Origin of the sequence: Polynucleobacter sp. (assembly GCF_040400325.1) — a bacterium.
Taxonomy (GTDB): domain Bacteria; phylum Pseudomonadota; class Gammaproteobacteria; order Burkholderiales; family Burkholderiaceae; genus Polynucleobacter.
Window position 1 is genome coordinate 242621 of record NZ_JBBAQK010000001.1, and the last position, 19524, is coordinate 262144.

Consider the following 19524-nt stretch of genomic DNA (forward strand, 5'->3'; position numbering starts at 1 on the left):
AAACAGGAGATGAGATATGCGTAGAAGCAATCTAGCGGTGACTGTTCTATCTATCACTTTAGGTTTACTTGGTTTTACTCAATTAGCAGCGGCCCAATCATGGCCCACTAAGCCGATTAAATTAGTTGTGCCATATCCACCCGGAGGAGGAACTGACGTGATAGCTCGTATCGTGCAGGAGCCGCTGAGTCAGGCCTTAGGCCAACAAGTCATTATTGATAATCGTGGTGGAGCGGGGGGCTCTATTGGTACAGACATTGTTTCAAAATCTGCCGCAGATGGTTATACAGTCCTATTTACACTGTCTTCCCATACTATTAACCCTGCAATTTATCCAAAACTAGCTTTTGATACTGAAAAAGATTTCTTACCAGTTTCATTGGTGGCCTCATTACCACAGATATTAGTCGCTAATCCAGACTTTCCTGCCAAGACGGTGAAGGAAGTGATTGATCTAGCTAAGGCAAAGCCTGATTCAATTACTTATGCATCAGTAGGCAATGGTTCTCCAGGACATTTAGCTGGCGCGATGATGGCTGGAGCTGCAGGAGTATCGATGACCCATATTCCTTATCGTGGGGGTGGTCCTGCTGTTACCGACGTTATGGCTGGTCAAGTTCCACTACTGTGGGTTTCGATTCCGGCGGCAGCAAACTTTATCAAGGCAGGTAAATTACGTGCCCTGGCAGTTTCTACTGTTAAGCGCTCTCCTGTTTTCCCTGATGTGCCTACGATGGCTGAGTTAGGGTTCAAAGATTATGAGGTTGACTCTTGGTATGCGATGTTTGTTCCTGCCAAAACCCCACAACCGATTATTGATACGCTCTATAAAGCTACCGTTAAAGTGCTGACAGAACCAGCGGTGAAAGAAAAATTACTAGGTCAGGGTGCTGAAGCAGTTGGCAGCACACCAGTACAACTCGGAGCAATCGTCAAAAGTGAGATTGTAAAGTGGAAGAAGGTAGCTAAAGATGCTGGCATCAAAGTTGAGTAAAAAGCAACTGATTGATTGAAAATATTAACTAAGTAAAGATATGACACCAGTAGAAAGCATTGTTGAGCGAGGGCAGATCGCTCAACAAAAATATGAGCAATATACGCAAGCACAAGTTAACTTAGTGGTTGAGGCTGTAGCGTGGGCCATCTTAGAGCCAAAGCGTAACCAAGAGTTGGCTGAGCTTGCAGTGCAAGATACAGGTCTTGGTGATGTCGCTGATAAGTTCAAGAAGAATTTTAGAAAAACTCTTGGACTTATTCGTGATCTAAGTACTGCTAAAACGGTAGGGGTCATTTTTGAAAATTTGAAGACGGGTCTTACTGAGTATGCCCGTCCAGTGGGGGTTGTGGCTGCCATTACACCCTCAACCAATCCAGGCGCAACACCAATTAATAAAATTCTGAATGCATTGAAGTGTCGTAATGCTGTTGTGGTTGCACCATCCCCAAAAGGTCATTCAACTTGTGCGCGTTTATTAGAGTTTATTCATCAGCAATTAGACTTAGTAAATGCACCTCGTGATTTAGTGCAGATGCTGCCATTTCCGATTACTAAAGATTCCACTAATGAATTAATGCGTTTAGCGGATTTAGTCGTAGCTACTGGCTCACAAGCCAATATTCGTGCTGCCTATAGTTCTGGAACACCTGCATTTGGTGTGGGTGCGGGTAATGTGCTCGCTATTATTGATGAGCATGCTGACTTGAACGGGGCAGCTGCGAAAATAACTCAATCCAAAATTTTTGATAATGCAACTAGCTGCTCTAGTGAAAATGGAGTAGTGATTTGTGCTGATGTGTATTCGGGTGCAATTCAAGCACTTGAGAATGCTGGCGGTGTAATGTTAGATGAAGCTGATAAAAAACGCCTAGAAGGAGTCATGTTTCAAGGCGGCAAACTCACCTCTACTTTGACGGCTCAATATCCTTCGGTGATTGCAGAGCGTGCGCAATTACAAAATCCAAAGGCTAAAGAAGCCAAATTTTTGATGGTAGAAGAAGATAGCTTTGGATCATGTGCCCCCTTTTCTGGCGAGAAATTAAGTCCAGTTCTCACAGTATGGAAGGCTGCCGATTTTAAGGCAGCTCAAGACTTAGTGACCCATGTGTATGACTATCAAGGAAATGGCCATTCAGTTGGCTTGCATACTGCATTAAGTGGCGATGTCATGGAAAAACGTGCTGCAACTCTCGCTGAGAATTTAAAAGTAGCGAGAGTGATTGTGAATCAGGCGCATACGATTGCTACTGGTGGTAGTTTTGAAAATGGCCTACCGTTTTCCCTATCGATGGGCTGCGGCACTTGGGGTAAAAATAATTTTTCTGACAATATGAACTATCGTCACTATCTTAATATCACCAGAGTAGTTCGTCCCATTCCAGAACGGGTGCCTAAGGTAGAAGATCTCTTAAAAGATTACTTCGCACGCTTTCCTCAGGCTTGAGTTTTATAGTGACGACATCATGCCAAAGTTTGGGTGAAGTCCTATTGCATTGGTCAGCAGCGCAAGGGGATAAAGTTTTTTTATATGCCCCTGAAAGTGGAGCGGCTCTAACATATGGCCAGCTTTCTAAAGAGGCGCAGCATTTTTTAACATGGTTAGAAGAGCAGAAAATTAGTGCTCATGGGCATGTTGGTTTATATATGCACAATGGTCGTCAGACCAGCACAATCTTTCTGGCTGCGATGGCCTGTGGTCGTGTAATTACACCATTGAATCTATTGGCACCTACTGATCAGCTTGCCTGGATTCTAGATCATAGTGATATAGAGATCTTGTTTTATTCACCAGATAAAAAGCAAAACTTATTTTTAGCTCTTGAGAAAACGAAGAGATCCTTTGTACTGTGTGAGCTTGACCCCGATGCTTTAGAGGGCCCCTTTATGCAGAGTAAGGTGGGAATGCTGCCATCAGTTCAAGCAAATCAACCAGCCTTGCTGATGTATACCTCTGGTACGACTGGAACCCCCAAGGGTGTTCTGTTGACGCATGCGAACCTGCTACATGCCGCCCAATCGATGGCTTCATGGCATTCGCTGACTCAGGCAGATACTGTTTTGAGTTCTCTGCCTATCTATCACATTAATGGGCAGGTCATTTCAACCATTACACCCTTTGTATCTGGTGGGTCGGTTGTTGCTCCACATGCTTTCTCGGTATCGAGTTGGTGGAATTTAGCCATTCAGTATCAGTGCACCTGGATTAATATGGTCCCTACCATCATTGCCTATTTAATTAATGCTGCTAAGAGTGGCGGTACTTTACCTAGTCGTGAGGAGTTGAAATCAATCCGCTTTGGCCGTTCAGCTTCTGCTCCTTTACCTCCGGAGCACCATCGTGAGTTTGAAATTCTATTTGGAATTACTGTGATTGAAGGCATGGGCATGACAGAGTCTGCCTCAATGGTGTTTTGTAATCCGCATGATGAAAGGCGCCGCTACGGCAGTCCTGGTCTTCCTTGTGGAGTCGAGGCAAAAGTGATTGATGCTGATGGAAAATTACTTGGTAACAATATAGTGGGAGAGATCTGTTTACGTGGGGGCAATGTTTTAAGCGCTTACTACAAAGCAGAGGCTGAGACAGCTAAAGCCTTTGATAGTGAGACTTGGCTAAAAACTGGCGATCTTGGTCTGCGCGATGATGATGGGTTTTATTTTATTACTGGCCGCCTTAAGGAGCTCATCATTAAAGGTGGAGAAAATATCGCCCCTCGTGAAATTGATGAGGCTGTATTAAAGCATCCAGCAGTATTAGATGCCGCTGCAGTTGGTATCCCTGACGTCAATTATGGACAGGAGATCATGGTTTGTATTGTTTTAAAACCAGGTGTAACTTGTTCTGAAGAAGAGATGCGCGATTTTTGTATCAAAGAACTTGGAAAATTTAGAACACCTAAGTCAATTCTCTTCATGGAAGACTTACCTAGAGGCCCATCAGGCAAAGTTCAACGATTAAAGCTCTTGGATCTGCTCAACTCTCATTAGTGCTTCTTAAAGAAGTGTTTGACTATTACTGAAGTCAGAATTCCCCCAAGAATTGCCCACTCTAATGGGATAGTGACGGTAGTAATTCCCGTTACCAACATGGGGATCCATTCACTCGGACCCATGCGGATTTCGTGACGTATCTGCTTAAGATCAATTAAATTCCAGGCAACCACCAATAAGAGTGCAGCAATCACTACGTAAGGAATATATTTTGCTAGTGAGGAAACAAAGACCAGCAGAATGACCAGAAATACTGCCGCACATATTGCAGAAAGAGGCGTTTTGGCACCAGAGGCTAAGTTCACGCCTGACCGATTAAATGAACCGCTGGCAGGATAGGCTGAGAAAAAAGAACCACATACATTGGCTAAACCCTGGCCAATAAATTCTTGGTTCGCATTGAAATTATCCTTAGTCTTTAGTGCAATTGCACGGGCGATAGCCATTGCTTCAGTTGATGCTAGAAGCGTCATAATGAGTGCGGCACTAAAAAGCTTTTGTAGAGTTTCAATACTTAAGTCTGGAGTTGAAATTGGTGGCAATGCACCAGGTATTTCTTGAACCTTTTTAAATGCGCTTATTGAAGGAAACAATATTTCGATGATAGCCGCAGCTAGACTTCCTAGAATGACTGCAACCAACATGGACGGCACGTAACGGTTGAGAGATCTCCAGAAACGAATGACTAATAAAGTAAAGAGTACTAGTGCAGGTGCGGCAATTTGCCATTGCTTATTTTGAAAGGCATCTACTAAAGCGCTAACAGTGTCTACTACGTTTTTGCCTCTTGGCACACTGGCGCCTAATAGTGTCCCTAGTTGGCTGTTGATAATCAGAATTGCAGCCCCAGCAGTAAAACCAACGATGACAGAATGGGGAACTTTCTCAACCCATTTACCCGCCTTACTGAGGCCTAATGAAAGTTGGAGTATCCCAACTAAAAAGCTGAGGGTCAGAACGTAGGCGACATAAGTACTAGACTCGGGCAGTGCTAAAGGGGCGATTAAAGCCATTGTCGTTAGAGAAATAGCGTTAGCGGGCCCAGTTACCATTAGCCGACTGGAGCCAAATAATGCAGCTATAAGGCAAGGAACCATGGCTGCATAGAGGCCATATTGGGGAGGCATTCCAGCCAACAAAGCAAAGGCGATGCCTTGAGGCATGACTACTATTGCCCCTGTCAACCCAGCTAAAACATCTGCGCGAATAATTCCGGGAGTTTTATATTCAGGAAGCCATCTACTAAAAGGAAGTTGCCAGCGCATGAGGGATTAAATTCGTCCCAGAATTAAATCGGCAGCTCTTTCAGCCAGCATTACTGCAGGCCAGTTTGTGTTACCAGATGGCACTGTAGGCATTGCAGAGCAATCGACCACTCTTAATCCTTCAACGCCACGCACACGAAGTGATGAATCGAGGACGGCCATGGGGTTGCTATCGGGACCCATTTGGCAGGTACTGGTCGGATGGAAGATCGTTGCTCCAGTATTTCGACAGAATTCCAAAACCTCTTCATCGGATTGAGGGTTATTAGGCTTTACTTCGCGAGTCACTAAAAAACGCATAGGTTCAGTCTGAGTAATTTTTCTTGCGAAATTGACTGCAGCCACACTAGTATCACGGTCAAGTTGAGTGGCTAAATAGTTAGCCACTATTTTTGGAGGGCTTAGTGGGTCTGCTGACTGAATGCGAACATATCCCCGAGATTCTGGTCGGAGTTGACAGACCGACATCGTAAATCCTGAAAAGGGATGTACTTTACCCCCCGCCATATCAGCAGATAAGGTAGCCATATGAAATTGAATATCGGGAGTTTTAGAATCTTTCATTACGCGGGTAAAGAGCCCACCTTGATTAATGCCGATAGACAGAGGCCCACCTCTAAGGAGCAACCACTCTAGACCCATCTTTAGCTTTCCAAACCAGGATGAAAGTTGAATATTGGTAGAAATCGGTTGATTTAATTCATATATCAAACGAAATTGCAGGTGGTCTTGTAAATTTTCCCCAACGCCTGGCAGGTCATGTACGACGGGGATATTAAATTCTTGCAATAGTTTTGCTGGACCTACTCCAGATAGTTGAAGAATTTGAGGGCTCTGAATTGCACCTGCGCTCAAAATCACTTCTTTATTTGATCGAATTGTTTTTTTAATACCCTGTTGGATGAATTCAACCCCAAAAGCTTTTTTATTTTCGAAAATGACTTTGCTGACTTGGCTGTTAGTCAGAATGGTGAGATTAGAGCGTTGTTTAGCCGGTTTTAAGTAGGCCACTGCAGCACTACAACGCAATCCTTTGTGTGTACTCAGTTGAAAATAGCCAACGCCTTCTTGGGTCAGATTATTAAAGTCTTCAGTCTTGGGTACACCAAGCGCATTAGCTGTTTTGATAAACGCTTCTACCAAGGCATGCTTCTTGGGGATTGATGAAGCCTTTAATGGACCTGTTTTAGAGTGCAACGGCTCGCCTAGTCGGTCATTGCCTTCTGCTTTTTTAAAGTAGGGTAGTACATCATCCCATCCCCACCCTGGATTACCAAGATTGCGCCATCCGTCATAATCCTCTTTTTGACCTCGAATAAAGATCAGACCATTAATCGAGCTTGATCCCCCTAAAGTTTTTCCACGCGGCCAATAGATTGGGCGATCATTCATAGCGGGCTCTGGTTCAGTTTCAAACTTCCAATTAAATCTGGGATCCCACATCGTTTTTGCATAGCCAATCGGAAGATGAATCCATGGTGACCAATCACGAGGACCAGCTTCGAGCAGGCAAACAGAATTTTGAGGATTCTCAGAGAGGCGATTTGCTAGCACTGAGCCAGAAGACCCTCCACCAACAATGATGTAGTCAAATGATTGATGTTCCATAGTCATAGTGTCTTAAGACTTTCTTAATCCCAGTATTTCTCTGGCTTGGGCTGGAGTAGCAACTGTACGGTTATATTTTGGCGCTAGTTCAGCTATGCGTGCTACGAGTTCAGCATTATCCTTTGCCAGCCTAGTCTTATCAAAGCGGGTGTTATCTTCAAGTCCAGTTCTGACATGACCCCCCAACTCAAGCGTCCATTCATTGACAGGCAGTTGATAGCGCGCAACCCCTGCCGCACACCAGGTGGCATCTGGCATAACTGCTTTCAATTCCGAAATGAGGAATTCTAGAATGGAACGTCTTGCCGGCATGGCATTGGGGATACCCATCACAAATTGCACATGGGCCGGAGCTTTTAAGAGGCCTCGTTCAATGAGGTTTGCCGCGTTATAGAGCATGGCTAGATCAAACACTTCAATTTCAGCTTTGATTTCATACTTGAGCATTTCACCGGCTAGACCATCAACAAATTCTGGGGGATTCTCATAAATACCGTTGGGAAAGTTGACTGAACCCGTCGCCAGTGAAGCCATATCAGGGCGATGAAAGAGCATGCCTCCACGCGCAGATTGATCTCGTCCACGACCACCAGTTGAGAATTGCACAATCATCCCTGGACAATGTTTTTGAATACCCACCTTTACTGCAGCATATAAGTCTGGATCTGAGCTAGGGCTTTCATCTGGATTGCGAACATGAATATGTGCAAGCGTTGCCCCTGCTTCATAAGCTTTATGGGTTTCTTCTATCTGTTCAGACGTCGTAACAGGTACTCCCGGGCAGTCTTTTTTTCGGGGGATGGCACCCGTCATCGCTACGGTAATTATTACTGGGGTAGACATATTCACTCCCTTAAGTTTAGGTACTTGTTTCTGAAAGGCTATCTTGAATATCTCTAGCGGCTTGTTGCAGAGGCCTTATGTAGAATTCAATCGAATTTTCTTGCATACGTGATGATGGACCATGCGCAGTAATAGATGCAAAAGTCTTATTTTTTGAGTTAATGACTGGGACTGCAATTCCAATGAACCCCTCTAGGAAGGCTGATTCATCAAGGGCATAGCCGTCTTCACGAATCTTTTCAAGTTCAGCAAATAGCTTTTGATAGTTTGTGACGGTTTTATCTGTGTAGCTTTCAAATGGCTCATTTCCTAAAGACCTTCTTACTTGCAATTCTGTCATGCCAGATAAAAATAATTTGCCGCTCGCCGTGCAGTGCAGTGGCACTCTCATTCCGACATCAACGTGTAACCGAATGGGTGCACTTGTTTCAACTCGGTCAAGATACATCACCTTATTGCCATCCAAGATATTGAAGTTACACGTTTCACCAATTTCTTCAACCAGACGTTTCATTACAACCACTCGTTGTGAGCGAACAGAATCTACGGAAAGAATATTGATTCCAAGGATGCGCAACTTCGAGCTTGGCTGAAAACGTCTTCCATTGGGATCTCGCTCAATAAAACCATGAGCAACTAAAGTGTTGAGAAGTCTAAATGCGGTCGGTTTAGCAAGATTGGTACTAGTAGAGATTGCCTCTAGCGTGAGTGGAAACTCAGAATGAGCAATCGTTTCTAGAATCAGCAAAACCTTTTCTGCCATGCTGGATTTGGCTGATTCGTCCACTAATTCGCTTGGAGGGGTTATGCGGGAGAGCATTTCTGGATTTAGAGAGCAATTTTTGAGTATTTTTGTCTTTTTAAGTGTTTACCCTTAAAGCATTTCATCTGATGATACTTTAAATTTCATTAGAGAAAATATTAACTAAAAATACGAGACAGTGCAAATAAAAAAGAAGTCCGCTTCTAAAGTGAAAGCAAAACCTAAGACTTTGAAAAAAAGTGGTGAGCCTTTGCCTAAGAAAAAGTTAGCAACAAAAAAAGCGTTGGCAAGTAAAGTTCCGACTAAGGTGATAGTGCCGCCTGAATTTACGATGAAACAGGTCAAGGAAATTGTTGCCTTAATTAAGGACGCTGGAGCATTTACGACTTTTGGTTACAAGACTGAAGAATTTGAGATTGAGATTTCTGTTGGGTCTCCATCGTCTTTGGGCGGCAGTACCTTTGTAGCCCCTCAAGTCAGTGCGGCAATTCCCCAGAGCGCTCCCGCTGCAGCAAGTGCTTCAGCTCCAACTGCACTTTCTGCATCTGAGCGTCTCATTACTAGTCCGATGATCGGTACTTTTTATCGTAGACCTAGTCCAAATTCAGCCCCCTTTATAGAAGTAGGGGATGCTGTAAAACCAGATACCGATGTTTGCATTGTTGAGGTTATGAAGTTGCTCAATACGATCCCGGCCGGATGCGCTGGCACTATCTCTCGAATTTTGGTTGCGGATGGTGCAACCATTGAGGCTGGACAGGCTCTCATGATAATTGAGGTTACTTGATGGTCCATAAAAAACCTTTTGAGTTAATCGATGTTACCTTGCGCGACGCGCATCAGTGTCTCTGGTCAACTCGCATGACTACTCCCCATATGTATCCTGCTTTAGCTGATATCGATCAGGCAGGCTATGGTTATATCAATATATTAGGAGGAGCAGTATTTGATGTGATGGTGCGGTTTCTTAGAGAGGATCCTTGGAAGCGGATGCAGTTTCTAAGCAAGCAACTGACTACTCCTACTGACGCATTAACACGTGGACAAAGTATTTATACCTTTGAGCTTTTTGCTGACGACGTAGTAGCCCTCAACATTGAATTGCTTGCAGAGTCGGGCGTAAAAGTATTAACCGTATATGACGCGTTAAATGACAACCGAAATATCGAGACTTCAGTGAAGGTTGGCAAGAAAAATGGCATGCTGATTAATGCAATGCTGACGTATGCCTTAAGTCCAGTGCATGATGATGCTTTCTTTATTGCGCGCACGCATGAGCTTGTGAAATTTGGGGTAGATTTCATTTCTGTAAAAGACCCAACGGGTTTATTGACTCCTGAGCGAGCTGCAACACTTTTTCCAGCCATAGTCTCTGCTGCTAAGGGTATTCCTATTAAGCTGCATTCTCACTGCCAATCGGGCTTGGCACCCCAAGTATATGAAGAGGCCATAAAGTCTGGTTTTTCATATGGGTATGTAGCAACCCATTGCTTAGCCAATGGCGCTTCACTACCATCGGTATTGGATGTTTATGCGAGTGCGCAAAAAATGGGAAGGGCTTCCAAAATGAACCTTTCTGCTTTGCAAAAAGTAGATGAATATTTTGACTGGATTTGCTCTCGAGATAATTTTTCTCGGGGCGAGCAAGCAATCTATGACCCAGCCCTCTATGAACATCAAATTCCAGGGGGAATGATTTCGAATCTTAGAGCTCAGCTCGCTACTATGGGGATTGCTCATAGGGAGGCGGAGATATTAGAAGAGACTGCGAGAGTTCGGCAAGATTTAGGCTATCCGATTCTAGTTAGTCCCTTTGCCCAATATATCGTTACCCAAGCGGTGCTCAATGTCATGCAAGGTGAGCGCTATAAAACGATTCCTGACGAGGTAAAGTTATATCTTAAGGGGCACTATGGAAAATTAGCTGGCACCCCTAGTGCGGAAGTAATGAATCGGGCTAATGTGCAGTATGACTCCTCTCGTAGGCCAGGTGAACTGATTGAGCCAGCATTACCTGGATTAAGAAAAAAATGGGGTCGTTCAGTCAGCCGAGAACAGCTTAGCCTCCATGCCTTTTATCCAGAAAACTTAGCCCTTGGGCTAAAAGATGGGGCGAGTGAGGCACTCAAACAAGGACCTGTTCTGCAGCCTTTTACTGAATTGGTGAAGTATTTGGTGATGAAAAAAGAATATAAAAGAATTAGAACTAAATTAGGCGGTGTAGAGTTAAGCTTCAGCAGTTAGTTTTAGACGTTCGCTGTTTGGTATCTTGCAGGTAATCTTAATATTAAGGAGATCGTAATGAAAGAATTTAACGCATCACGTCGTATTTTTTCAGTGCTAGCTGTTGCCATGCTCTCAGGAGCACCAATGTTATCGATGGCGCAAGATGCCACTAAATTTACCAACTATGGCTGGCCCGAAAATGCTTATGAAAAAGTTTCTCCTAAGTCAATTGCTTGGCTGAAAGAGAAGGGCTGGTGGCCTCTCCAGGTTGCATTCCAGCCACCATGGTCAGGTCAAAATACCATCAATTTAGTAATGGATAAAACAGGACTTTTATCCAAAAGAGGTATAGAAGCTAAGTTTCAGGCATTTCCATCCGGACCCGCGATTAATGAGGTGATTATTTCTGGCCGATTCCAATTTGGTAATGGCGGAAACTTTCCATTTACTACATTAATCGATAAAAATGTCCCGGTTAAAACCATCGCGCTCATCAACGTCAATTTGATGCACGCTATGCTGGTGCCATTAGATTCACCAATTAAAAAAATTGAGGATTTCAAAAATCGCAAAGAACCAGCAACCATTGGATTGGTGACAGGCTCTTCTGCCGAGTTCTACATACAGGCAGCAGCCAAAGCTCACGGACTGGTCATTGGCAAAGATATTATTTTGAAGAATATGCCTCCTGGTGAGCAAATGGCAATGCCAAAAGGCATTGATGCAGTTGTGCCATGGGATCCTACGCCAACCATTATGGTGAAGGAGCGTAAAAATGCGCGCATCATTAATGATAGCTACCCATATAACATTTATGGCTCATCATTTTACGTACGTCAAGAAGTAATTGATAATGCGCCAGACGTAGTACAAGCATTTACAGATGCAATTGTTGAAGCTACTCTTTGGATACGAAAAAATCCGGATGATGCAGTGAAGGCGATGCAAGAAGACCCAAACTTGAAGAATTTCTCTGCTGAAATTCTGCGTGAACAAATCAATATGTACAACAATCTGGATAAACCAACTTATCTTTATCCGATTCCGTTGTTCTGGGGACGTGCAAATGAGCCAATTTATGAGTGGCTATATGAGAATAAACGGATCCAAAATAAAACATCAGCATCCACATTTATTGCTGCAGTAGATGCGCGTTTTATGGAAAACACGTTCTCAAAACTGGGTTGGACGATACCTAAACTTCCTCCATTCCTACCTGCTACTTGGTCAGCGCCGATGGATAAGATTCCGTATCCAAGGTATTCAACCCCACTGAATACTACGAAGCCACAGCCATTTCCTGAGAAAGGTGACTTAACCAAAGATTGGTCATTTAATAATACGGTGTATAAAAAATAATGAATTACCTTCGCTCTATGTTCCAACTTCGGCGCTTGGTTTTGCTTGCGATATTACTGGCTAGCTGGGAGTTTGCTAGCCGGTATATCTTAGATAAAACCCAGGCAACGCTATTACCGCCGCCTTCAGGTGTTTTAAAGGGCGCCATGGAGTTAAGTTCATCTGGTGAATTATGGAAGCATGTGCTCGATAGCTTAAGGCGGGAGTTTATTGCCTTTTGCTATGCGAGCGTAGCAATACCACTGGGAATAACGATGGGCTGCTTTAAATGGCTCAATGAACAAGTAGATCCCATCATTGAAATTCTTCGTCCAATCCCTCCGATCGCTTGGATTCCACTGAGCATTTTATGGTTTGGCGTTGGCAATGTTCAAAATCAATTTATTATTTTCTTAGGAATATTCTTCCCAATTCTTTTAAATACAATTGATGCAGTAAAGAATGTAGAACCAAGCTTGATACGTGCTGCACGCTGTTTGGGAGCAGGTGATTGGAGCGTCATCACCCGCGTCATTCTGAGGGCTGCTCTTCCGCAGATTACTACTGGTATTCGGATTGGTCTTGGGGTTGGTTGGATGGCCTTAGTGGCAGCCGAACTGGTAGGCGCAAATTCTGGTCTTGGGTTTCTCATCAACGATGCCAGAACAGTTTTACGTACCGATTTTATTCTTACGGGAATGCTAGCGATTGGTCTCATTGGCCTTTGCCTTGATCGCATTATTCGGTATAGCGCTAAGACTCTGATGCCTTGGGCTCGATCTTTAAACTCGTAGTTGATCATCTAATATATAAATATAAAATGCTTGCACTAAAAGTAGAAAAAGTAAAAAAGATTTATCCATCTCTTACTTCAAAAGGGCAAGAAGTACTTGCCCTCGACGATGTTTCTTTGGAGGTGAATAAGAATGAGTTTTACTCAATACTAGGTCATAGCGGCTGTGGCAAAACGACCTTGCTCAACCTGATTGCAGGATTTGAAGTTCCTACTTCAGGTCGAATCGAATGCGCTGGAAAGTTAGTCACTGGGCCTGGTGCTGATCGATCCATGGTCTTTCAGGACTATGCCCTATTTCCTTGGTTGACGGTCTATGACAACATTGCCTTTGGTTTAAAAATTAAGGGAATGAGCTCGAGCGAAATTGATCAGGTTGTTACTCGCTTTGCCGCTTTAGTTGGATTAAGTCAATTTACAGGGCACTACCCACATCAATTATCAGGTGGCATGCGTCAACGAGTATCGATTGCCAGAGCTCTAGTAGTTGACCCTACCGTTTTATTAATGGATGAGCCATTTGCTGCTTTAGATGCACAAAATCGCGGAATGATGCAGGCTGAAATGATTCGGATTTTGAATGAAGAATCTAAGACGGTAGTATTGGTAACGCATAGTATTGAAGAGGCAATCAATCTTTCAGATGTGATTGTGGTGATGACGCGACGTCCTGGAAGAGTGAAGAAAATCATTCACGTTCCAGAGCCACGCAAAATGGTGGAAGATACACCTGCCTATCTAGAAATACGCCGTCAGATTCGTGATTTGATAGCGGGTGAGCATGACGTCAGTGAGACTATTTGATTTTTGAAAATCTTCTAGTAGTTACCCTCATCGTTTTTGCTTCAGTTTTTGGTGGTTGCATTAGGCGCTTGAGTGGTTTTGGTGGGGCGCTCATTATGACGCCGCTATTTATGTGGATTTTCCCAGTCCCATTTTTAATTCCGATTGTATTGTCTGCTGAAATATTTGGTGGCGTACTTCTCTCTCGCCACTGGCAAGTTCATGCAGAGGATCGTTTGCGATTAGGTAGACTGTTATTATTTTCTGCACTACTTTTACCTCTTGGAATTTACCTAGGAAGTCTTGCCCCGATTACGGTCTTAAAAGCTTTTACCAGTAGCTTGATTATTATTTTTGCAAGCTATCTTCTATTAAAGCCGCACTATCAATTGCAAATTTCTAAAGTGCTGGATGGGGTCGCTGGCAGCTTATCTGGATTCTTATTGGGTTCATGTGGAATTGGGGGTCCGCCGGTAGCACTTTATCTCAATGCCTCACATTTACCTTTTGATAGGGCGCGTTCATTGCTTTCCTATTTTGTAACGGGGACTTCTCTATTTGGGATAGTGGCTGCAAGCGCAATGGGCGGAGGCCTTAGCTGGCTTATTTATCTGTTCCTAGCAATTCCAGGGTATTGGTTAGGAATGCGAGCAGCAGAGCTTTTACTACAAAGACACGTGATGACCGATGCTAGTTTGAAGCGTCTTTGCTTACTCCTTTTGATCGCTAACTCTCTGTTTAATCTACTGTTTTTACTTATATCCAAAATACTATAAGCAAATGAAATTAATATTCTTTTCAGACATCTAGATTTATCCTATTCTGAATACTCTTCAGATGATGTCAGTGAGGGCATGCCATGGGATATACGATCGAAACTAAGCAGTCAACCAATCTTGAATCTGTCTTATCAATAACAGAAAAATGCTTTGCTATTTCCGATGTTCAGAGGCAAACCTTTAGCACCCCAGCAGTTTCTCAAAATCAGCCTGAGGTGTATTTTCAGATTGAAGATTAACTGCTATTTCTCAACAAACGCCCGTTCAAAGACGTAATCACCTAGTTGACCAAGACTTGGGGAGACTTTAAATCCTTTTGCATCTAGCATTGCTGCCGTTTCTTTTAGCATAGAAGGACTGCCACAAATCATTGCCCTATCAACGCTGGAATCTAGAGGGGGCAGACCAATATCTTTGAAAAGTTGACCTGACTCAATAGCGGTAGTAAGGCGACCAGTATGTGTAAAAGCCTCACGCGTCACGGTAGGGTAATAGATCAGTTTGTCACGGATCAATTCACCTAGGTACTCATCTTGAGTGAGTTCGTTTTTAATGTATTCACCATAAGCTAGCTCACTGATAAGGCGTACGCCATGGATCAGAACAACCTTTTCAAATTTTTCATAGGTTTCTGGATCTCGAATGATGCTCATAAATGGCGCCAATCCCGTTCCAGTACTAAATAAATATAAATGCTTGCCTGGGTTTAAATCATCTAGCACTAAAGTGCCGACTGATTTTTCGCTAACCAGGATAGGGTCACCAACCTGAATTTTTTGTAAGCGGGAGGTCAGAGGACCGTCTTGTACTTTGATACTTAAAAACTCAAGATGTTCTGCATAATTTGGGCTAGCCACGCTATAGGCTCTAACCAGTGGCTTACCCTCTACCTCAAGCCCAATCATCAAGAAGTGCCCACTACGAAAGCGTAGGCCTTTGTTACGGGTAGTAGTAAAGCTAAAAAGGGTATCGTTCCAATGTTGAACGGATAAAACAATTTCAGTATTGTAGGCAGCCATAAGAACGCGGATAAATAAAAATAATGTTTTGGATAATAGCTAATTATCCCATTCTTGATCCACTAAATTCAGGCAAATAGACTGTAATTAGGACTATCTAGCGATATAGGTCAAATTTTTAGTCATTAAGAGATTCTTAAGTAGCTCTAAACTCAATCTAGCGGTACCTCCTCTAAAGCCCAGGCAAAAGTTATTTATAGCAGTCGTAAACTTCAATGGCACGCTCTTTGGTTTAGTGGTCGAGGAGGTCTTAAATATTCAAGATATTGTGATTAAGCCTTTAGGAGAGCTATTAAGGGATATGTCTAATTTTGCAGGTGCCACCATCATGGGTAACGGGGAAGTGGCGCTGATTCTGGATATTGATGGCATTGCACGTAAATCTGGTCTTGTAGAGCGCCTTCAGGCAAATCCAATTAGACAGGAAGAACTTTATGTTGCGCCTGTTGAAGAAATGATTTCAGTTCTGCTCTTTGAGATTCCTGGGCTGAATAAGATCGCACTGCCATTAGATGCTATTGATCATATTATTAAATTGGACCCAGCTCAGATTCAGCAAAATGGCAGTCGTGAAGTGGTGTATTTCAATGAGCAATTAATGGATTTGGTCCGCTTAGATCATTATGTCAGTGGAGGCTCGAAGAATTCCCATCTTCATCAATCATCTACCCCAGTATTAACTTGTCATTATCGTGATCGCTTGTATGGTCTGATGGTTAAGCAGGTAACGGATATTATCGAAGTACCCGCCAAGCTCCATGAGCTGTCTACACCCCAAAGGGGATTAAATGGATGCATTATTTTCAATGATCAAGTGATTAATGTATTGGACTTAGAGGAAGTGCTTGTAATGCACAATATTCAAGAAGAGTCTGATGAATATCCCAAAGTGATCGATTTATATCTACCCAGTTGAATATGCAACGTTCATTCCTAGCCTTTGATGTCGGCTCTTACTCTCTTGGCGTTCCTGCCGAAGAATTAATTGAGGTCAATCGCAACCTAAGTTGCACCAAGGTTCCCGGTAGTCCAAAAATGATTCGTGGCATCTTAAATCTGCGCGGATTACTAATGCCTGCTGTGGATATGGGTGCCTATCTAGATATTCCGGATTCTGCGTGTGAATCATTTAGCATTATTTTAAAAGTCCAAGAAAATAATATTGCGCTGATGGTCGATTCAATTGGAGATATTATGGCTTTTGATACGCAAGAGTTAGTTTTGCCTCCAACCCATTTATCAGGACAGTTTCAAGAGGCTATCGAGGGTGCTTACAAGTTACCTAATGGTTTGTTGATTATTTTAGATACTGCTGCCATCTCTCGTAATGCTCAAAATCCGCATGGCATCGTCGCGGGTCTGCAGTCGCTTCCTATCTCACTCTAGAGCATTCTTACCCTTCTTCTCGACGCAGGTGAGGAAAGAGAATTACATCACGAATGTTTGGCGCATCTGTTAGAAGCATCACTAGACGATCTATACCAATTCCACAGCCACCAGTAGGGGGCATACCATACTCCAAGGCACGTATGAAGTCGTGATCAAAGTACATCGCCTCTTCATCGCCAGCTTCTTTTTGCTCTACTTGCTTACGGAAGCGATTGGCTTGATCTTCAGCATCATTCAGCTCCGAGAATCCATTCGCAATCTCACGGCCAGTAATAAATAATTCAAAGCGCTCAGTAATACCAGGACGAGTATCTGATTCACGAGCGAGTGGGCTTACTTCAATTGGATAATCGATGATGTAGCTTGGTTCCCATAAATGCTCCTCAGCAACCAATTCAAACAAAGCTAATTGCGAAGCGCCAATACCTGCATTTTTTAAGGCTGGACTATCTGGATTTTCGCCGCCTTTTTTCAGCTCAGTACGAATGAAGTCTATGTCATCAAGTTGATTGGCTTGATAGCTTTTGCCTGATTGACCACAGTATTCAAGAATGGCCTCATTAATCGTCAAGCGTTGAAATGGTTTACTCAGATCGAGTTCACGACCTTGATGGGTGAGTACTGCTGTACCTTGAGCATCCATCGCTGCTGCACGAATAAGGCCTTCAGTAAAGTCCATTAGCCAACGGTAATCTGTATAGGCTGCATAAAACTCCATCATTGTGAATTCTGGATTATGGCGTGGGCTAACACCTTCGTTACGAAAGTTACGGTTAATTTCAAAGACCCGTTCAAAACCCCCAACGACCAAGCGCTTGAGGTAAAGCTCGGGCGCAATACGCAAGAACATTTGCATATCTAAGGCGTTATGGTGGGTAATAAATGGTTTAGCTGTAGCTCCACCAGGAATCGGGTGGAGCATAGGTGTTTCGACTTCCATAAAATCGGCATCAAGCATATGACGACGTAGGGATGCGATTGTATTACTACGGGATTTAAACGTATTGCGACTCTCGGGATTCACAATTAAGTCAACATAGCGTTGGCGGTATTTGGTTTCAATATCAGAGAGACCGTGAAACTTGTCAGGAAGCGGGCGTAAGGATTTAGTTAGGAGACGTAACTGACTGCACTCCACTGATAACTCACCCTTATTGGTTTTAAAAAGATTTCCCTCTGCAGCGATGAAATCACCCATATCCCAATGTTTAAAAGCCCCATGGGTATCGGTACCAGTAAGCTCATCATTAATATAAAACTGAATTTGGCCGCTACGATCTTGTATGGTGGCAAAGCTTGCTTTGCCCATCACTCGTTTGAGTATCATGCGCCCAGCAACCTTGATATGAACCTTCTTAGCCGCAAGCTCTTCTTTAGTAAGGCTGTCATAGTGGGTATGGAGATCAGCTGCTAAATGGGTGGGCACAAAATCATTTGGAAAGGCAATCCCGCCCGTGCGCAGCTTGGCTAACTTTTCACGGCGCTCTGCAATGATGTGATTTTCATCAACTATTTCATTGGCTGTGTCAGAATTTAGGTTTGCTTTATCGTTCATATCTCATATCACTGCTATTAATTACTACGGTTAAGTTTCATTACACGCCTTGTTTGAGGCTAGCCTCAATAAATGCATCAAGATCTCCATCTAGTACCTTCTGAGTGTTGGAGATTTCGACATTGGTACGTAAATCTTTAATACGGCTTTGATCAAGCACATAGGAGCGAATTTGGTGACCCCAGCCTACATCCGTCTTAGTAGCTTCTAACTTATCTTGCTCTACACGACGTTTTTGCATTTCATGTTCGTAGAGGCGAGACTTCAGCATGGTCATTGCTTCAGCTCGATTGCGGTGTTGACTCCGATCATTTTGGCACTGCACCACAATCCCAGTAGGGATGTGAGTCAGTCGCACTGCAGAGTCGGTTTTATTAATATGCTGACCACCAGCGCCTGAGGCACGATAGGTATCCGTCCGAATATCGGCCGGATTCACTTCAATCTCAATCGAGTCATCAATCTCAGGATACACATAGATGCTAGCAAAAGAGGTATGGCGACCATTCGATGAGTCAAACGGTGATTTGCGTACTAAGCGATGAACTCCAGTTTCAGAGCGCAGATGACCGTATGCATACTCACCATCCACTTTGATCGTAGCACTTTTAATACCAGCAACATCGCCATCAGATTCTTCCAAAATTTCTGTTTTGTAGCCCTTGCGCTCACAATATTTTAGATATTGACGATAGAGCATGCTTGCCCAGTCACAAGCTTCAGTACCACCGGCTCCAGCCTGGATATCAATAAAGCAATTACAGGAGTCCATCTCATTATGGAACATACGGCGGAACTCAAGGTCGCCAATGATTTTGCTGTAGTTCTCAACATCGTGCTCAATTGCAGCAATGGTCTTAAAGTCATTTTCTTCCTTAGCCATATCAAAGAGCTCGAGAGCACTCGTAATATTCGTATTGAGGTCAGTCAAAGTTGCGACAACGCCATCGAGCAGCTTCTTTTCTTTGCCCAGTGCTTGTGCTTTCTTTTGATCATCCCAAAGCGTTGGATCTTCAAGGATGGAATTAACTTCAGTAAGGCGGCGTGACTTTACTTCGAAGTCAAAGATACCCCCGAAGAGCTTGTTCTCGTGAGAGCAGATCAGACAAGGTATTTGAAATAGTATTTAATTGTTCGGCTTCCATCCCCTAATTATAAGGGGGTTATTCTGCCGGCCT

Annotated in this window: 19 protein-coding genes; 12 read left to right on the forward strand and 7 right to left on the reverse strand. The window is 43.5% G+C overall.

Translation table 11 applies throughout. The features are described 5' to 3' along the window. The first annotated feature begins 16 nt into the window (after nt 1-16). Genes ABWP14_RS01280 through ABWP14_RS01290 form a run of 3 tightly spaced genes read left to right on the forward strand, consistent with a single transcriptional unit; the run spans nt 17 to nt 3982 of the window. Entirely contained in the window at nt 17-994 is a 978-nt protein-coding gene (locus ABWP14_RS01280; protein ID WP_353201157.1) for a Bug family tripartite tricarboxylate transporter substrate binding protein, read from the forward strand. Between the two features lie 40 nt (nt 995-1034). Further along, nucleotides 1035-2441, forward strand: a complete 1407-nt coding sequence (gene sauS, locus ABWP14_RS01285) for an acylating sulfoacetaldehyde dehydrogenase (protein WP_353201158.1) — start codon at nt 1035-1037, stop codon at nt 2439-2441. An 8-nt stretch (nt 2442-2449) separates the two neighbouring features. Continuing rightward, nucleotides 2450-3982 (forward strand): AMP-binding protein, encoded by a 1533-nt coding sequence (locus tag ABWP14_RS01290; protein WP_353201159.1) that lies wholly within the window; start codon nt 2450-2452, stop codon nt 3980-3982. Here the strand turns inward: ABWP14_RS01290 and ABWP14_RS01295 are convergent. The 4 genes from ABWP14_RS01295 to ABWP14_RS01310 are packed head-to-tail and all read right to left on the reverse strand — an operon-like array spanning nt 3979 to nt 8521. Then, on the reverse strand, nt 3979-5250 hold the full coding sequence (locus tag ABWP14_RS01295; RefSeq protein WP_353201160.1) for a SulP family inorganic anion transporter: 1272 nt from the start codon (nt 5248-5250) through the stop codon (nt 3979-3981). The two genes, ABWP14_RS01290 and ABWP14_RS01295, sit on opposite strands and share 4 nt — an antisense overlap. 6 nt (nt 5251-5256) lie before the next feature. Further along, nucleotides 5257-6858, reverse strand: coding sequence for a GMC family oxidoreductase (locus ABWP14_RS01300; protein ID WP_353201161.1), 1602 nt, complete (start codon nt 6856-6858; stop codon nt 5257-5259). Nucleotides 6859-6870: 12 nt separating this feature from the next. After that, a complete protein-coding gene (locus ABWP14_RS01305) occupies nt 6871-7701 on the reverse strand; it encodes a 3-oxoadipate:acetyl-CoA acetyltransferase (RefSeq protein ID WP_353201162.1) in 831 nt (276 codons plus the stop codon). A gap of 16 nt (nt 7702-7717) precedes the next feature. Continuing rightward, a complete protein-coding gene (locus ABWP14_RS01310) occupies nt 7718-8521 on the reverse strand; it encodes an IclR family transcriptional regulator (RefSeq protein WP_353201163.1) in 804 nt (267 codons plus the stop codon). Between the two features lie 121 nt (nt 8522-8642). On the opposite strand from ABWP14_RS01310, the gene accB reads away from it, so the two are divergent. The 7 genes from accB to ABWP14_RS01345 all read left to right on the forward strand — a co-directional run bounded on the left by accB (nt 8643) and on the right by ABWP14_RS01345 (nt 14622). Further along, nucleotides 8643-9251, forward strand: coding sequence for an acetyl-CoA carboxylase biotin carboxyl carrier protein (gene accB / locus ABWP14_RS01315; RefSeq protein ID WP_353201164.1), 609 nt, complete (start codon nt 8643-8645; stop codon nt 9249-9251). After that, the gene (locus tag ABWP14_RS01320) at nt 9251-10708 is read left to right on the forward strand and encodes a pyruvate carboxylase subunit B (RefSeq protein ID WP_353201165.1); all 1458 of its coding nucleotides are present in this window, start codon (nt 9251-9253) and stop codon (nt 10706-10708) included. Before accB ends, ABWP14_RS01320 begins: the two co-directional genes overlap by 1 nt. 57 nt (nt 10709-10765) lie before the next feature. After that, nucleotides 10766-12049, forward strand: coding sequence for an ABC transporter substrate-binding protein (locus ABWP14_RS01325; RefSeq protein ID WP_353201166.1), 1284 nt, complete (start codon nt 10766-10768; stop codon nt 12047-12049). Next, nucleotides 12049-12822: an ABC transporter permease gene (locus ABWP14_RS01330; RefSeq protein WP_353201167.1), complete on the forward strand. Its 774-nt coding sequence runs from the start codon at nt 12049-12051 to the stop codon at nt 12820-12822. Before ABWP14_RS01325 ends, ABWP14_RS01330 begins: the two co-directional genes overlap by 1 nt. 26 nt (nt 12823-12848) lie before the next feature. Beyond that, nucleotides 12849-13625, forward strand: a complete 777-nt coding sequence (locus tag ABWP14_RS01335; protein ID WP_353201168.1) for an ABC transporter ATP-binding protein — start codon at nt 12849-12851, stop codon at nt 13623-13625. Continuing rightward, on the forward strand, nt 13622-14380 hold the full coding sequence (locus ABWP14_RS01340) for a TSUP family transporter (RefSeq protein WP_353201169.1): 759 nt from the start codon (nt 13622-13624) through the stop codon (nt 14378-14380). Before ABWP14_RS01335 ends, ABWP14_RS01340 begins: the two co-directional genes overlap by 4 nt. A gap of 83 nt (nt 14381-14463) precedes the next feature. After that, nucleotides 14464-14622: a hypothetical protein gene (locus ABWP14_RS01345; RefSeq protein ID WP_353201170.1), complete on the forward strand. Its 159-nt coding sequence runs from the start codon at nt 14464-14466 to the stop codon at nt 14620-14622. A 3-nt stretch (nt 14623-14625) separates the two neighbouring features. Here ABWP14_RS01345 and ABWP14_RS01350 read toward each other — a convergent pair whose 3' ends face one another. Further along, nucleotides 14626-15402, reverse strand: a complete 777-nt coding sequence (locus ABWP14_RS01350; protein ID WP_353201171.1) for a ferredoxin--NADP reductase — start codon at nt 15400-15402, stop codon at nt 14626-14628. A 124-nt stretch (nt 15403-15526) separates the two neighbouring features. Between ABWP14_RS01350 and ABWP14_RS01355 the strand changes: the two genes are divergently transcribed. Next, nucleotides 15527-16318 carry a chemotaxis protein CheW gene (locus ABWP14_RS01355; RefSeq protein ID WP_353201441.1) on the forward strand — a complete coding sequence of 264 codons (792 nt, stop codon included), beginning with the start codon at nt 15527-15529 and terminating at the stop codon, nt 16316-16318. A 2-nt stretch (nt 16319-16320) separates the two neighbouring features. Then, nucleotides 16321-16788: a chemotaxis protein CheW gene (locus ABWP14_RS01360; protein ID WP_353201172.1), complete on the forward strand. Its 468-nt coding sequence runs from the start codon at nt 16321-16323 to the stop codon at nt 16786-16788. A 7-nt stretch (nt 16789-16795) separates the two neighbouring features. On the opposite strand, the gene lysS is transcribed toward ABWP14_RS01360, so the two are convergent. After that, the gene (gene lysS, locus ABWP14_RS01365) at nt 16796-18346 is read right to left on the reverse strand and encodes a lysine--tRNA ligase (protein WP_353201173.1); all 1551 of its coding nucleotides are present in this window, start codon (nt 18344-18346) and stop codon (nt 16796-16798) included. Nucleotides 18347-18386: 40 nt separating this feature from the next. After that, nucleotides 18387-19491, reverse strand: a protein-coding gene (gene prfB / locus ABWP14_RS01370) for a peptide chain release factor 2 (protein WP_353201174.1) whose coding sequence is annotated in 2 segments (ribosomal slippage) — nt 18387-19409 and nt 19411-19491 — 1104 coding nt in all. Because the reading frame shifts where the segments join, the coding sequence is not laid out codon by codon here. Nucleotides 19492-19524: the final 33 nt, after the last annotated feature.